General features: G+C 73.3%; 13 protein-coding genes. 6 read left to right on the top strand and 7 right to left on the bottom strand.

Going from position 1 to position 13,798, the window contains the following annotated elements; genetic code table 11:
- Positions 1-246: 246 nt before the first annotated feature.
- The 4 genes from ACFYR0_RS12110 to ACFYR0_RS12095 all read left to right on the top strand — a co-directional run bounded on the left by ACFYR0_RS12110 (position 247) and on the right by ACFYR0_RS12095 (position 4,468).
- Complete coding sequence (locus ACFYR0_RS12110; protein ID WP_389325272.1) at positions 247-1,434, top strand: lycopene cyclase family protein; 1,188 nt, start codon at positions 247-249, stop codon at positions 1,432-1,434.
- A 34-nt stretch (positions 1,435-1,468) separates the two neighbouring features.
- Complete coding sequence (locus tag ACFYR0_RS12105) at positions 1,469-2,188, top strand: class I SAM-dependent methyltransferase (RefSeq protein WP_389325266.1); 720 nt, start codon at positions 1,469-1,471, stop codon at positions 2,186-2,188.
- A 63-nt stretch (positions 2,189-2,251) separates the two neighbouring features.
- Positions 2,252-3,790, top strand: coding sequence for an FAD-dependent oxidoreductase (locus tag ACFYR0_RS12100; protein WP_389325263.1), 1,539 nt, complete (start codon positions 2,252-2,254; stop codon positions 3,788-3,790).
- A gap of 120 nt (positions 3,791-3,910) precedes the next feature.
- Complete coding sequence (locus ACFYR0_RS12095; protein ID WP_389325260.1) at positions 3,911-4,468, top strand: DUF4383 domain-containing protein; 558 nt, start codon at positions 3,911-3,913, stop codon at positions 4,466-4,468.
- Positions 4,469-4,523: 55 nt separating this feature from the next.
- On the opposite strand, the gene ACFYR0_RS12090 is transcribed toward ACFYR0_RS12095, so the two are convergent.
- Positions 4,524-5,861 carry a glycosyltransferase gene (locus tag ACFYR0_RS12090; protein WP_389325257.1) on the bottom strand — a complete coding sequence of 446 codons (1,338 nt, stop codon included), beginning with the start codon at positions 5,859-5,861 and terminating at the stop codon, positions 4,524-4,526.
- Positions 5,862-6,055: 194 nt separating this feature from the next.
- Between ACFYR0_RS12090 and ACFYR0_RS12085 the strand changes: the two genes are divergently transcribed.
- Positions 6,056-8,113, top strand: a complete 2,058-nt coding sequence (locus tag ACFYR0_RS12085) for a glycosyltransferase family 4 protein (protein WP_389325254.1) — start codon at positions 6,056-6,058, stop codon at positions 8,111-8,113.
- A 17-nt stretch (positions 8,114-8,130) separates the two neighbouring features.
- On the opposite strand, the gene ACFYR0_RS12080 is transcribed toward ACFYR0_RS12085, so the two are convergent.
- From ACFYR0_RS12080 to ACFYR0_RS12060, 5 genes are all read right to left on the bottom strand, one after another.
- Positions 8,131-9,189 carry a MerR family transcriptional regulator gene (locus tag ACFYR0_RS12080; RefSeq protein WP_389325251.1) on the bottom strand — a complete coding sequence of 353 codons (1,059 nt, stop codon included), beginning with the start codon at positions 9,187-9,189 and terminating at the stop codon, positions 8,131-8,133.
- A 228-nt stretch (positions 9,190-9,417) separates the two neighbouring features.
- Complete coding sequence (locus ACFYR0_RS12075; protein ID WP_389325248.1) at positions 9,418-9,960, bottom strand: hypothetical protein; 543 nt, start codon at positions 9,958-9,960, stop codon at positions 9,418-9,420.
- Between the two features lie 29 nt (positions 9,961-9,989).
- A complete protein-coding gene (locus ACFYR0_RS12070; protein ID WP_389325245.1) occupies positions 9,990-10,394 on the bottom strand; it encodes a VOC family protein in 405 nt (134 codons plus the stop codon).
- Between the two features lie 24 nt (positions 10,395-10,418).
- Positions 10,419-11,045 carry an RNA polymerase sigma factor gene (locus ACFYR0_RS12065; protein WP_389325242.1) on the bottom strand — a complete coding sequence of 209 codons (627 nt, stop codon included), beginning with the start codon at positions 11,043-11,045 and terminating at the stop codon, positions 10,419-10,421.
- A 200-nt stretch (positions 11,046-11,245) separates the two neighbouring features.
- The gene (locus ACFYR0_RS12060; protein ID WP_389325239.1) at positions 11,246-11,653 is read right to left on the bottom strand and encodes a hypothetical protein; all 408 of its coding nucleotides are present in this window, start codon (positions 11,651-11,653) and stop codon (positions 11,246-11,248) included.
- Between the two features lie 174 nt (positions 11,654-11,827).
- Here ACFYR0_RS12060 and ACFYR0_RS12055 point away from each other — a divergent pair, with 174 nt between their 5' ends.
- Entirely contained in the window at positions 11,828-12,688 is an 861-nt protein-coding gene (locus ACFYR0_RS12055; protein WP_389325236.1) for a hypothetical protein, read from the top strand.
- 84 nt (positions 12,689-12,772) lie between these two features.
- Here the strand turns inward: ACFYR0_RS12055 and ACFYR0_RS12050 are convergent, their stop codons facing one another.
- The gene (locus ACFYR0_RS12050; RefSeq protein ID WP_389325233.1) at positions 12,773-13,765 is read right to left on the bottom strand and encodes a LacI family DNA-binding transcriptional regulator; all 993 of its coding nucleotides are present in this window, start codon (positions 13,763-13,765) and stop codon (positions 12,773-12,775) included.
- Positions 13,766-13,798: the final 33 nt, after the last annotated feature.

Here is a 13,798-nt window from a genome sequence, read left to right as displayed (position 1 = left end):
CGTCGCGGGATGGATCGCTTGTCGTGATGATGCATTCCACGGATACGGCTCGGACGGATGCGGCGTATGGGGGTACCTGGTGAACGGGCCCTGCCGGTGGCCCCGGGAACGGGTCCCGCCGCGCCCGCCCGTCCAGCGCCTCGCAAGCTGCATCCGCCGACGCCCCCCGACCGGAACACCACCCAGCGCGCGCACAGACACGCGGAACCCTGTGCGCACCGACACGCGGAACCGGAAGGAGCGGACGTGATCGAGGCGGACGTGGCCGTCGTCGGGGCGGGTGCCGCCGGGCTGTCCCTGGCCCACCGCCTGAGCGGGCACGTGACGGGCACCCGGACGCCGACCGTGGTCCTGGTGAACGCCCCCGCGGGCCCGCTGCGGCCGCCGCCCCGCACCTGGTGCTTCTGGGAGTCCGGCGGCGGCCCCTTCGACGCCGCGGTGCGCAAGGACTGGCGGCGCCTGCGCGTACGCCCTCCGGCCGGACCGCCGATCGAGGACGGCATCGCCCCGCTGCGGTACAAGATGATCCGCTCCGACGACTTCGAGACACTGATCGGCCACGACCTGGAGCGCAGCCCCAACGTGCGGCGCGTGGAGGCGATCGTGCGGTCGGTGGACGAGACACCGGGCGGGGCCCGCGTCCGGATGTTCCTGCCCGACGGCCGCAGGGAGACGCTGGGCGCGCGCTGGGTGTTCGACTCCCGGCCCCTCGGCAGCCTCCCCGCCGCCCGGACCACGCTGCTCCAGCACTTCCACGGCTGGTTCGTGCGCACCTCACGCCCCGTCTTCGACGTCGCGACCGCCGACCTGATGGACTTCCGCACCCCCCAGCCCGCCGACGGGCTGTCCTTCGGCTACGTCCTGCCCACCGGCAGGCACGAGGCTCTCGTGGAGTACACGGAGTTCTCACCACGCCTGCGCACCGCGAACAGCTACGACGAGGCGGTGCGCCACTACGTCGACGACGTACTGCGTCTCGGCGACACCGAGATCGTCGCCACCGAGACCGGTGTGATCCCGATGACCGACGCCCCGATACCGCGCCGGGTCGGCGCCTCGGTGTTCAGGATCGGTGCCGCGGGCGGTGCCACCCGGCCCTCCACCGGCTACACGTTCGCCGGACTCCAGCGACAGACCCGGGCGGTCGCCGCCGCGCTGCGGCAGGGCCGTACGCCGGTGCCGCCGGCCGCCCACTCGGCCCGCGCCCGCGCCATGGACGCCGTACTGCTGCGCGCCCTGGACAGCGGCCGGGTCGACGGACCCGCCCTGTTCTCCCGCCTGTTCGCCCGCGTCCCCATGCGGCGGCTGCTGTGCTTCCTCGACGGGCGCACCAGCCTGCTCGAGGACCTGTCGATCGGCCTGCACACACCCGTCGGCCCGATGCTGCGCAGCGCCGCCGAGCTGCCCGGCCTGCCCCGCCGTCCCTTCGACTGACCCGCCCGCCCTCTACACCCACCTTGGAGATCGAATGACGCTGCTGCGCGACGAGGACCTCGCCGCCGCGTTCGACCACGCGTCCCGCAGCTACGACACGCTGGTCGCGGCCAACCCCGGCTACCACTCCCATCTGCGGCGCTCGGCGCGCCGCCTGGGGCTGCCCGGCCACGGGGAGGGACTGCGGCTGCTGGACCTCGGCTGCGGCACCGGCGCCTCGACGGCCGCCCTCCGCTCCGTCTACCCGGCGGCCGCGATCACCGCCGTCGACGCCTCCGCCGGCATGCTCGCCCGGGCCGCGGCGAAACCCTGGGCGCGGGAGGTGAACTTCGTGCACGCGCCCGCCGAACGGCTCACGGAGGCGGGCGTGACGGGACCGTTCGACGCGGTCTTCGCCGCCTACCTCTTCCGCAACGTCTCCGACCCCCACACCGTCCTCGCCGCGGTCCGCGACCTGCTGCGCCCGGGCGGACGGCTCGGAGTGCACGAGTACACCCTGAGCGGCCGCCGTACCGACCGGGCGGTGTGGACGCTGGTGTGCCGGGGCATCGTCCAGCCCGCCGCCACGCTCCTCGGCGACGGCCCGCTGTACCGGCATCTGTGGCGCAGCGTCGTCGAGTTCGACACGGCCGACCGGTTCCGTGACCGGATCGGCGCCGCCGGGTTCGACCAGGTGCGCGCACTTCCCCTGCCGGGCTGGCAGACCGGCATCACGCACACCTTCGTCGCCCGCAGGCAGGAGAACCGCCGATGACCGCCCACGAGTGGCAGGAGAACCGCCCATGACCGCCCGCGTCCAGCGGCGGGAGGCCCGCCGGTGAGCGCCCCCGCCCGCCGGGGCCGGGACCGGAGCACCCGCACGCTTCCGGCCCACCCGGGCGCCCCGTACGCGGACGGCCGGCCCACCGTCGCCGTGGTCGGCGGCGGGATCGCCGGGCTGGCCGCCGCCACCGCGCTGGCCGAACGCGGCGTGTCCGTGACCCTGTACGAGCGCGAGCCGTACGTCGGGGGCCGCGTGGGCGGCTGGCCCACGCGGCTGCGGGACGGCAGCACGGTGACGATGAGCCGCGGCTTCCACGCCTTCTTCCGCCAGTACTACAACCTGCGGGGCCTGCTGCGCCGCACCGATCCCGCGCTGGCCCGGCTGACCGCGCTGCCCGACTACCCGCTGCTGCACGCCGACGGCCTGCGCGACAGCTTCCGGCACGTCCCGCGCACCCCGCCCTGGAGCGCCGTCGGCTTCGTCGCGCTCAGCCGCTCCTTCCGGCTGCGCGACCTGCCCGCCATGGACCCGGTCGCGGCCCTGCCCCTGCTCGACGTCCGCGTACCCGACGTGTACGACCGTCTCGACGGCGTCAGCGCGTACGACTTCCTCGACCTGGTCGGCTTCCCGAGGCGAGCCCGCCATCTCGCGTTCGAGGTGTTCTCCCGGAGCTTCTTCGCCGACCCGAGGGAGCTGTCGGCGGCGGAGATGGCGCTGATGTTCCACATCTACTTCCTCGGTTCGGCCGAGGGCCTGCTCTTCGACGTGCCCCGCTCGCCGTTCCCGGACGCGCTGTGGGAACCGCTGGTGGGCTATCTGCGGCGGCACGACGCCGACGTCCGTACCGGGACGGCCGTCGAGCACATAGCGCCCGCGCGGGGCGGCGGCTTCCAGGTGGCCGGTGACCGTGACGAGCGGTGGTACGACGCCGTGGTCCTGGCCCTCGACACCGCCGGGCTGCGCGACCTGGTGGCCCGCTCGGAGGGCCTGGGGGACACGCCGTGGCGCGAGCGGGTGGCCCGTCTGGGCACCGCCCCGTCCTTCCTGGTCACCCGGCTGTGGCTGGACCGGCCCGTCGCCGCGGACCGGCCGGGCTTTCTCGGCACCAGTGGGTTCGGCGGCCTCGACAACATCAGCGTGCTGGACCGCTGGGAGGACGAGTCGGCCCGCTGGGCGGCACGCACCGGCGGATCCGTCGTGGAGCTCCACGGGTACGCCGTCCCGTCCTCGGCGTCCCGCGACGTCGAGGAGAAACGCCTCGTCGAGCAGCTGCGGCACGTCTACCCGGAGACCCGGGCCGCCACGGTCGTCGACGTGCGCCACGAATGGCGCGAGGACTGCCCGATGTTCCCGGTGGGCGGCTACGCCGACCGCCCCACCACCCGCACCCCGCACCCCGGCCTCGTCGTGGCGGGCGACCTGGTGCGCACCGATCTGCCCGTGGCGCTGATGGAACGCGCGGCGACGACCGGGTTCCTGGCCGCCAACGCCCTGCTGGAGCGGTGGGGGGTGCGCGGCCAGACCCTGTGGACCGTGCCGGACCGCGGACGCAACGCCCTGCTGCGACGGCTCGCGGCACGGGCGGAACGCTGAGCGCGGCACGCCGGACCGGAACGGGTGCAACCGTTTCGCGGGCGCGGGGAGAAACGAGGGCGAAAGTCACACATGATCCGCACTGCCGCGGATCCCCCGAGCGTGGGAGAGGACAGGCCCATGAGGCTCGGCGAGGAACTTCCCGTCGACCACCGGCTCGCCCAGGTGTACCGCTACGGCGCCGGCCTGTGCGGAGTCGTCCTGCTGGTGTTCGGCTGCCTCGGCTTCGCCGACCGGCTCAGCCCCTTCAGCACGGACGGCACACAGGTGGCGGGCATGACGACCAACGGGCTGCTCAGCCTCGTCTCGGTCGTCGTCGGCCTGGGGCTGATCGCGGGCGCCGTGGTCGGCGGCAACTTCGCGTCGACGCTCAACACGACCGCCGGGACGCTGTTCATGATCAGCGGCTTCTTCCACCTCTTCGTCCTGGACCGCTCCGCCAACGTCCTGGACTTCGGCATCACCAATGTCCTGTTCAGCTTCCCTATGGGCCTGCTCATCGCCTGCTTCGGCATGTACGGCCGGGTGTCGAGCAAGCTGCCCCACGACAACCCCTACCGGCGCCGCCGCCACCCCCGCGAAGCCGCCCGGGAGTCCCTCGCCGCGCGTCGCCGGGCCCGCCAGGCCGCTCTGGCGCCGGGCGCCTCGACACCGGCGATCACCTCCGCGCGGGACTGAGCGCGGAACCAGCGCCCCGCGCCCGCCCGGCCAGAGGTGTCGAGCCACCGGCCGTTCAGCGGGCGCGGACCGCTTCGCCCATGGTGGCGAGCAGCCGTGCCGCCGCGAAGTCCGGCCCGCGCCGGGCGAGTTCCCGCGTCCACCGCCCCGTGCGGGGGCGGCCGGCGAGGAGCAGAGCGTCCAGCGCCGCCGGTACGTCGAGGGGCGACAGCGTGTTGGGGTCCCGTACGAGCGCCACACCGGCGCGTTCGCCGTCGTACGCGACGGCGAACTGGTCGCTGGAGAACGGAAGGATCAGCGCGGGGACCCCGAAGCGCAGACACTCGGTGAAGGAGTTGGCGCCGCCGTGATGGACCATCGCGTCCACACGCGGGAGCAGGTACTGCTGCGGCACGGACGGGGCGACGACGACACGGTCACCCGCGAGGTCCGCCAGGGCCGCCGTCCGCTGCCCAGCCGCCACGACGACGCCCGTGCTGCCGGTGCCCTCGAGCACCCCGGAGACGACGGTCCGCAGCACGTCGTCGCGGGCCGAGAGAAACGTGCCGAGCGCCACCAGCACGACCCGGCGGGCCCGGCTCCTCAGCCTCCGCAGCCGCTGCGACCAGTCGTCGTCCAAGGGCTGAGCCGGGCCGACCATGTGTCCCGCGTGGACATGGTCCGGACCCGTGGGCCGCTCGGGCAGCCACGGCAGGCGCGGGTACGCGTACAGGACCGCGTGGGGCGACGTCAGCGCGAACGCCCGCCCCGGACCGGGCGCGTTCGGTGCCCTGTCCCGGGCGAACGCGTCGAACCTCTCGGTGAAGGCGCGGTCGTTCTCCCGCGCCACGCCCAGGAGTTCGGCGAGTCGCCCCGCGTCCGGACGCAGGGCGCCCGGCCACTCGTAGGGGACACCGAACCAGCTGTCCGGACCCGCGAGGACGTAGGTCGGATGTCCCGGGCAGAACGTCGCGTACCGCAGCCCCAGACAGTGCAGGGCCAACGTGGCCGCGTAGCTGAGCTGGTCGACGACGTACCAGTCGGGGCGCAGCCGTTCGTCCAGGAACCGCAGATCCTCGAACACGGCGTCCGGGTCGGCCAGCATGTCCGCCCGGCGATGGCGGGCCTGCGTGATCAGGGTGGGGATCGCGCCTAGCCGGGTGGCATCGAGGAACTCCGACAGCCGGGCCGCCTCCGCGGCCTCCTGCCGGGTGCCTTCGGCCACCCCGGTGTTCGCGTTGCGGCTCACGCTCAGCGGCACGAAACGGACACCGGCCCGGGTGGCGAGAGGCTCGAACGCCTCCGTGCACGCGAAGTGCACGTCCGCCCCACGGTCCCGCAGCGCGGCCGCCAGTACGGACAGGGGCCCGGCGTGGGAGAGGAACGGAGGGCTGATGATCACAATGCGTGGCACAACCCCCCTTCGCCACGGCGCCCCTCCCCGGATGCGGCGGGTCCCGGCCCGGTGCGCCGTCGACACACCCTGGCGGACACGACTGCATCCGGTCGACGCCTCCCCGGCGAAAACACGGTGTCGCCCGTTCCCGCACGAATGTGTCGCTCGAGCCCGCACGAAGGTGTCGTCCGTCCCCGCACGAAGGAGACCATGTGTCCGCCTCTTCAGCGCCCTCGTGGGACACCGTGCCGACGACGCGGTCCCCCGCGGATCCGGACCCGCTCGTCGCCGCGCGGCACTCCTTCTTCCGGTACCGGCACACGGACGCTCCGGGCACCGCACGGCACCACCGTCCCACCGGCGACCTGGAGATGCTGCTGGACGCCGAGTACGGAATCGGGCCCCGCGCGGTGCAGCCCGACGCGGAACCCGGGCTCGGGCGGGAGGACAGGGCCGTCGCCTCACTGCGCCGGGCCTGCCGCCTCGCCGTACCGCTCACCCCCGAAGCCCTCCTCGCGCACGCGGGCGGCGGGAGCAGGCTCGACGCGGTCCTGACCGAGATGTGGCCCGACACCGTACGACGTCACGGCGCGCGCTACGCCGAGGAAACTCTGCGACGGGCGCTCCTGCACGGCGCTCCCGACGCCGCACGCACCGCGTTCCTGCTGGACTGCGCCCAGGCGACGGACCTCAGTCCGCTGTCCGCGGCCGAGGCCGCGGGACTCGCGGCGCGAACCGGCCGGACCGCCCGCCACGCCCTCTGGCGCTACCTGCACCGACTCCCCGACGGCGCAGCCCTGCTCCCCGCCCTCGACACAGCGGCGGACCCCTACGAGCGGCTGCTCCTCGCCCCTCCCGACACCCTCACCGAGGAGTACTGGCCCGCGACCGGGATCCTCGTCGCGCAGACCATGCTCCACGGTGACCTGGACACACCGGGACAGGGGCCGAGCGGCGGGCTGTCCGTGCTGCTCGGCGGACTCGGCGACCGGCTCGCCCGCGTCGACGGCGTCGCCGGCGTGGTGACCGTGGTGACCGCGGGCCCCGACGACCTGGCGCGCGACCCCCGACTCCTGCGGCAGCGCGCTCCCGGTCACTGGGTGCTGCGCCTGCCGGTCGACACCCCAGGGCCACCGCGGCGGCACGCGCGGCCCGGGCATCAGCCCGCGCTCACCTGGTGGGCCGTCCGGCTGTTGCGGTCCCTGCCGCGAGGCCCTGACGTGCTGCATGTGCGGTACGCGGACGACGGCAGTCTGGCCCTCGCGCACGCCGCCGCACGCACGGGAGCGCGGCTGGTCTTCACCGCGGCCCCCGATCCCCACCGCACCCTCGTCGGGAAGCACGCCGACGCCCACGACCCCCGGCGTGCCGAGTCGCTGCGCGCCGACCTCCACCACGTCTTCTGCGCCGACCGTCTGGTGGCCCGCGCCGACACCGTGATCGGTATCCCCGGACACCCCGGCAGCCGGGACCTGCTACGCCATTTCCCGGTGCTGGCCGACCGTTACGGCCCCACGGGACCCGCTGCCCCGCCCGAGGGAATCGCCCCCTACGTGCCGGCGGCCGACGAACCGTCACTGCGGCGGCGGATGCTGGACGACCTCTTCGCCGACGGCGGCCGCCCCGACGCTCTCGCCCCTGCCGACCGCGCCCTGCCGCTGCTGCTGTGCGTGGGCCGGCTCCACCCCGTCAAACAGCAGGACCTGCTGGTACGCACCTGGCTCACCACAGGCCTGTGGCGGCTGACCACACTGGTCGTCGTGGGCGGCAGCAGCGGACTTTCCACGCCACCCGAGCGGCAGATGCGCGACGCGCTCGACTCGCTGCTGGCCGGACAGGACGCGGCTGCGCGCCGCCTGGCTCTGCTGTCCGCGCTGCCCAACGACGAGGTGCGACGCCTCGAGCGAGCCCTGGCCGACCCCCAGGACGGCGTTCCCGCCTGGTACGTGTGCCCGAGCGCCAAGGAGGAGTTCGGAATCGCCGTACTGGAGGCGATGGAGGCGGGACTGCCGGCGGCGGGCCCGCTGCGCGGGGGAGTCGCGCACTACCTGCGCGACGGAGTGAACGGCATCCTGCTGGACACCTCGACCGCCTCCGGCCTCGCACGCGGTCTGCACCGGCTCGCGTCCCTCCCGGAGCACGAGCGCACACGCCTCGCTCGAGCCGGGCAGCACACGGTGGCGACCCGGTACTCGGTGGCGGACATGGCGCGGGCGCTGACGCGGGAGTACAGGGCAACGGTGCTGGGGCCGGACTCCGCCGCGATGTGACGCGCCCGGCCCTCGGCTCACGCGGACTCCGCCTCGTGGCCCTCGGCCGTGAGAGGTCCGTCGTCGCCGAGCCGGCCCGCGGAGAGCAGGATGCGGACCGCCTCGCCCAGGCCGCGCGGTCGCAGCAGTCCTGGATCCCAGCGCCGGCCCCAGCCCGGACCGCACAGCAGTACGTGACTGCGGGTCCGGGCGCCGTGGATGCCCCAGCGGATGGACATGAGGTGACGGCAGAGCGGCAGGTCGGCGGTGCCGCGGGACTGCGACCACAGGGCCACGGCCGCGGGAGCGGTCCGCCGTACGGTCGCCTCCAGGGACTCGACCGGTACCGAACCGCCGAGCATCAGCACGCGCTGACCGTGTTCCGCGAGCGCGGCGGTGAGCGCCTCCAGCGGGAGGGTGTGGTGTTCGCCCGGCAGGCACGCCAGGAGGACCGGACGTCCGTCCCCGGTCCCGTTCAGCGTGACGCCGCGGGCGTAGGCGGAGCGCAGGGCGGCGGAGACCTGCCAGGACAGCAGATGCTCCACCTCCACGTACCGGTCCTCGGAGGACTCCCATTTGCGGCCGACGGACCGCAGGGTCGGGGTGAGCACCTCCTCCCAGGCGGTGACCAGGCCGTACGACTCGACGGCCGCGGTGATCTGTTCGTGCACGGCCTCGGCGTCCATACGGACCGCCGCCCGGGCGAGTCCTCTGCATCGTCGCCGCCAGTCCGCGGGGGGCGGGACGTCCGCCGAGGGCGGGTCGGGGCTCGGAGACGGTGTGGGCGGCTCCGGGAGCGGGCCGGGCGAGGCGGCGGCCGGTCGGGGCGCGGGGGCGCGGTACTCCGCCGCCCAGGTCTTCGCGGCGCGGGCCGCCTCGGCCGGGGGCAGCCCCTGCGCTGTCAGCCGGCACATCTCCTGCACCATCGCGACGTCCTCGACCGTCCAGCGCCGGTGATGCCCTTCGATCCGCGCGGCGGGCCCCAGCCCGTAGCGGCGGTCCCAAGAACGCAGAGTGGTGGGGGAGATGCCGAGCTTGCGTGCGAGAGCACCGGTCGTGACGCCCGTCCCCGCGCGGCCTTCCTCGTCCACATCCATGCTTCCTCCACCACCGCGACGGACCAGCCCGGCCTCGGGCCACGAGTGGTGTTCCGGATTCACGCGCCGTAGGGATGCGCCCGGCACCAGCCGTGATCACGCGGGCCCGGAGTCACCGGTGGCGCTCCACGCTGGCCCGATGACGGATGCGGGGGACTTCCGGCTCGGTGACGTGTCGGTCGCCTGCCCGTTCACACCGACCCGGGTCGAGCGGGGTCTGACAGGGGACTAGATGGCGGTGCGATGGCCCATCTCGAAGAGAGGATCGTAGGGCTCGCCCTCCGGTGTGAGGACGAGGACGAAGTCCTTCCCCACATCCAGCGCTACGTCCCGCAGCCGCGCCAAGGCCTGCCCTTCGGTGGGAAGGGCAAGGCCGAGGGCCGCGGCGGCACGCTCTCGTCGGGCGACGAGGTCCGGCATGTCCTCCATGTACTCCGCCGCGAGCACGTGGCTTTCCTCCAAGGTGAACGTCTGACAGTCACGCCACCACGGGGCGAGCAGCAGGAGCCGCAGCAGTTCGGGCAGGCCCATAGCGATGAGCGCCGCACACCCCTCGGAGTCCGCGAAGAGAACGGGCCGTTCCTCGCCGCCCTCGCCGCAGAAGAAGAAGGTGCCCCCGGCTCCGTCACCGGCGAATCCCTCCAGTGCGGCGCCCGAGGCCAGGTGAACCTCCTCGCCGTGATCGCCGCGGTCCAGGTCGAAATCGCCCGGCCAGGCGAGGAAGCGCGCGGCCTCCTCGTGGGCACGGACGGCGGTGATCAACGACTTCATGCGACAGACCCTACGGCCCGCCAGTGCGCTCAGCCCTCCCCGCCGCCCGGCCGGTAGCTGCCGAAGCTCCACTCGCGGCCCTCCGGGTCGAGGACCCGGGCACGGCGGGTGCCCCATTCGGTGTCGGCGGGCGGGATGACGCCCTGGCCTCCGGCCCGCAGCGCACGTTCGTAGAGCTCGTCCACGGCCGCGGTCGCCAGATACACCCCGGCTCCCGTCGAGATGCCCTTCAGCGGCGGCACGGTGTAGGCGTCGTCCGAACTGGCGACCATCAGCACCGCGTCCCCGAGCCGGAGTTCGGCATGGACGACCTGACCGTCCTCGCGCTCCTGTCGCGCCGTCGTGACGAACCCCAGTGCCTGGAGCCAGGCGATGGCGCTGGGGGCGTCCACATAGCTCAGATACGCGTGGAGGGAGGTCTCGGGCGGTTCCATCGTGCTCTCCTTGCAGAGGTGTGCTCAGGCAGGGGGATCCATCACCCGGCGCAGCGAGTGCAGAGCCCTGCGGATGTGACTCTTCACCGTGCCCAGGGGCAGACCCGTCCGCTCGGCGATCTGCACCTGTGTCATGTCTCCGTAGATGGCCATTCCCAGCAGGCGGCGCTGGACCGACGTCAGGCGCTCAAACTTCTGGAGGACCAGCACACGGTTGACGGCGGCCTCGCTCTCGTCGACGCCCCAGTTGCGGACAGCCTCCTCCCGCTGGGCCGCGGACGCGTTCTCGATGTCCGTGCGGCGCGCCCGGGCCGCGTGCGCGTCCGCGATCGAGTGCCGGGCGATGCCGACGAGCCAGCCGCCCAGCGCCCCGCGCTCCGGCCGGTACCCGGCGCGGCCGCGCCACGCGGCCAGGAACACCTGCTGGGTGACGTCCTCGGCGTCGTGGGTGTCGCCCAGGGACCGCCGGGCGAGCGTGTACACGAGGGCGCCCCACTGTCGGTAGGCCTGGGCGAGCGCCTGGTCCTCGCCCGCACGGAACCGCCGGGCGAGCTCGGCGTCCTCGTACTCCTCGCGGGCCGTACCGGTCTCGCGCGCGGGCGTGTGTCCGGCGTCGGCCCCCAGATGCGGGACTGGCCAAGCAGTAGCCATCATCAGCTCCCGGGTCGTCGAACGGCTTCTGGACGACCGTCCTCCAAAACGATGCGGTGCGGCAATTCGCATCGTTCATGCATCGATATGGTCCGAAGGTCCTTCTCGTAGCGCACAAGGAACTGCATCCTCGACCGGCGCGGCGGCGGAACATGCAGTGCGCTCACTCGCCGGGAGCGAGCGCGCCGAAGGGAAACCGGTCAAGCCTGGACTTCTCCGCTCCCGTGTCCCAGCACTCCGCCCGGCACACGTGGAGGTGGAGTATGGCCGAGCACCTGGACGCGCAGCAGCTGAACGACCTCGCGCTCCGCTCCGATGCCGGCCCCACCCAGCGGCAGGGCGACCATCTCGAGCGGTGCGCACAGTGCCGTGACGAGCTGGAACAGCTTCAGCGAGTCGTGCGTACGGCGCGAGCCGTGACGACGGAGGACCTCCTCGTCGCCCCGCCCGAGCGCGTATGGCACTCGATACAGGCGGAACTCGGGCCGGGACCCGACTCGACGACGCGACTCCGACCGCATACGTGAGTTGTACCCGTGCGAGCCGCCCTGGCCGTCGTAGAGCCCCGGCTCCATGGCGACGACGGAGGGCGTGATCCGGACCGCCACCAGCGGAGCAACAAAATCCGACGTGTTTTCACAACATCCTTGAACAATAGGGCGCGCCTTCTCGTACCTTCCCGCGAACGCAGGCGCCGCGTTCGTCAGCGCAGGAAGCAGAGGTCCGGGCACGCCCCACCACGGGCAGTGACACCGGCCTCCCCAACCGAGTGAGGCATCCGCATGTCCAGGGCACTTCCGAAGTACAACAAGCGCCGGATCACTGTCATAGGCGGTGCGGTAGCGGTCGTGCTGTCCGGCGCGGTCATCGCCGGGTCGGCGCTTGCCGGGCAGAACCCCGGCAAGAAGGCCGCCGACACCGGCGCGTCCCCGGGCACCATCAGCTGCCCCGAGGTCGAGTCGAGCCTCCCCGCGATCCCCGCTTCCGCCCAGGCTGAGGTGACGCGCAACCTCCAACTGCTGGACACCCAGGTCCGGGAGGCCAATCAGCGTCTGGTCGACACGGTCGGCCAGGGTGGTCCGAACTTCGTGCAGAACGCCATCCTCGGCCCGCTCGAGGACAAGCGTGTCGCCGCCCTGAACCGCATCGAGACCGCGATCGGCCGCGCCGCCGCCAAGCCCGAGGGCCTGGAGAAGCTGGCACCCTGTGTGCTCGGTGCTGGCGCCGCCGGGGGAGGGGCGGCGGAAGCCCCAGACGACGCGGCGGGCGACGCGGCGGGCCAGCAGCCCGGTGGCGGCCAGGAGGCCGGGGAGGACCAACAGGCCGGTGGCGGTCAGGAGGCAGGCGCCGCGGGCACCATCAGCTGCCCCGAGGTCGAGTCGAGCCTCCCCGCGATCCCCGCTTCCGCCCAGGCTGAGGTGACGCGCAACCTCCAACTGCTGGACACCCAGGTCCGGGAGGCCAATCAGCGTCTGGTCGACACGGTCGGCCAGGGTGGTCCGAACTTCGTGCAGAACGCCATCCTCGGCCCGCTCGAGGACAAGCGTGTCGCCGCCCTGAACCGCATCGAGACCGCGATCGGCCGCGCCGCCGCCAAGCCCGAGGGCCTGGAGAAGCTGGCACCCTGCGCGCTCGACTCGTGACCTGGACCTCCGGTACGGCACGAGTCGTACCGGAGGCACGACGGACCCGCCGCACTCCAGCCGGGGTGCGGCTCTGTCACCGGGTCAGACGGAGGCGCGCGCCACGAACTCGGCCTTCACATGCACCGTCTTGTGGACCTCGCGGCCGTTGAGGCGCTCGGTCAGCAGGCGGGCGGCCGCGCGGCCGACCTCGGCGGCCGGGTATCGGATGGTGGTCAGCTTGGGGCGGACCAGGGAGGCGAAGGACGCGTCGTCGTGGCCGATCAGGGCCACGTCGCCGGGGATGTCGATCCCGAGGTCGTGGGCCTTGTCCATCGCGCCCACGGCGATCACGTCGTTGCCGCAGAAGACCGCGTCGGGACGGTAGCGGCGGCTCATCAGCTCACCGAAGCCGGCCGCTCCCGCCTCCCGGGTGTGCTCACCCCTGACCACCAGCTCGTGCGGCAGTGACATACCGAACTGCAGGGCGAGGGCGCGGAGGTGTTCGAGCCGGGGGTCTCCGCCCGTCGCGTCCCGGGGACCCGCGATCATGGCGATACGCCGTCGCTGTGCCGCGGCCACCTGTTCCAGCGCACGCCGGGTGGCCGCCCGCGCGTCGGGCGTCACCAGGTCGATCGGGCCGAAGGACACGTCGGCGCTGACGACGACGGGCAGTCCGGCGTCCGCGAGCGGCTGGAAGTCCCGGGGCTTGAGGCGGAAGGGGGTGATCACGACACCGGCGAAGCGCTGCTCGACGGCCTCGGCCAGCAGAGCCCGCTCCTCGTCCCGGCGCGCACGGGTGCTGCACACGACGACATGCAGCCCGAGGCCCCGCAGTTCCTCCTGGAGGGCTCCAGCGAGCTGGGCGAAGAAGGGGTTGGCGATGTCCGGCACGATCAGCGCCACCAGGCTGGACCGGCCGGTACGCAGGCTGCGCGCGGTGGCGTTGACGGTGAAGGACAGTTCCTCGATCGCGGCCTCCACCGCCGCCCGGGTGTCGGGGGCCACCGGCCGCTTGCCCGAGAGCACATAGGAGACCGTTGCGGAGGACACCCCGGCCTTCCGCGCGACATCGGCCATGGTGACCCGCTCTCGCACCGCTCACGCTCCCTTCGACGGCCACCCTACTTC

It is taken from the genome of Streptomyces sp. NPDC005017 (genome assembly GCF_042873115.1).
Classification (GTDB): Bacteria; Actinomycetota; Actinomycetes; order Streptomycetales; family Streptomycetaceae; genus Streptomyces.
This window is presented reverse-complemented; position numbering and strand designations above follow the sequence as displayed.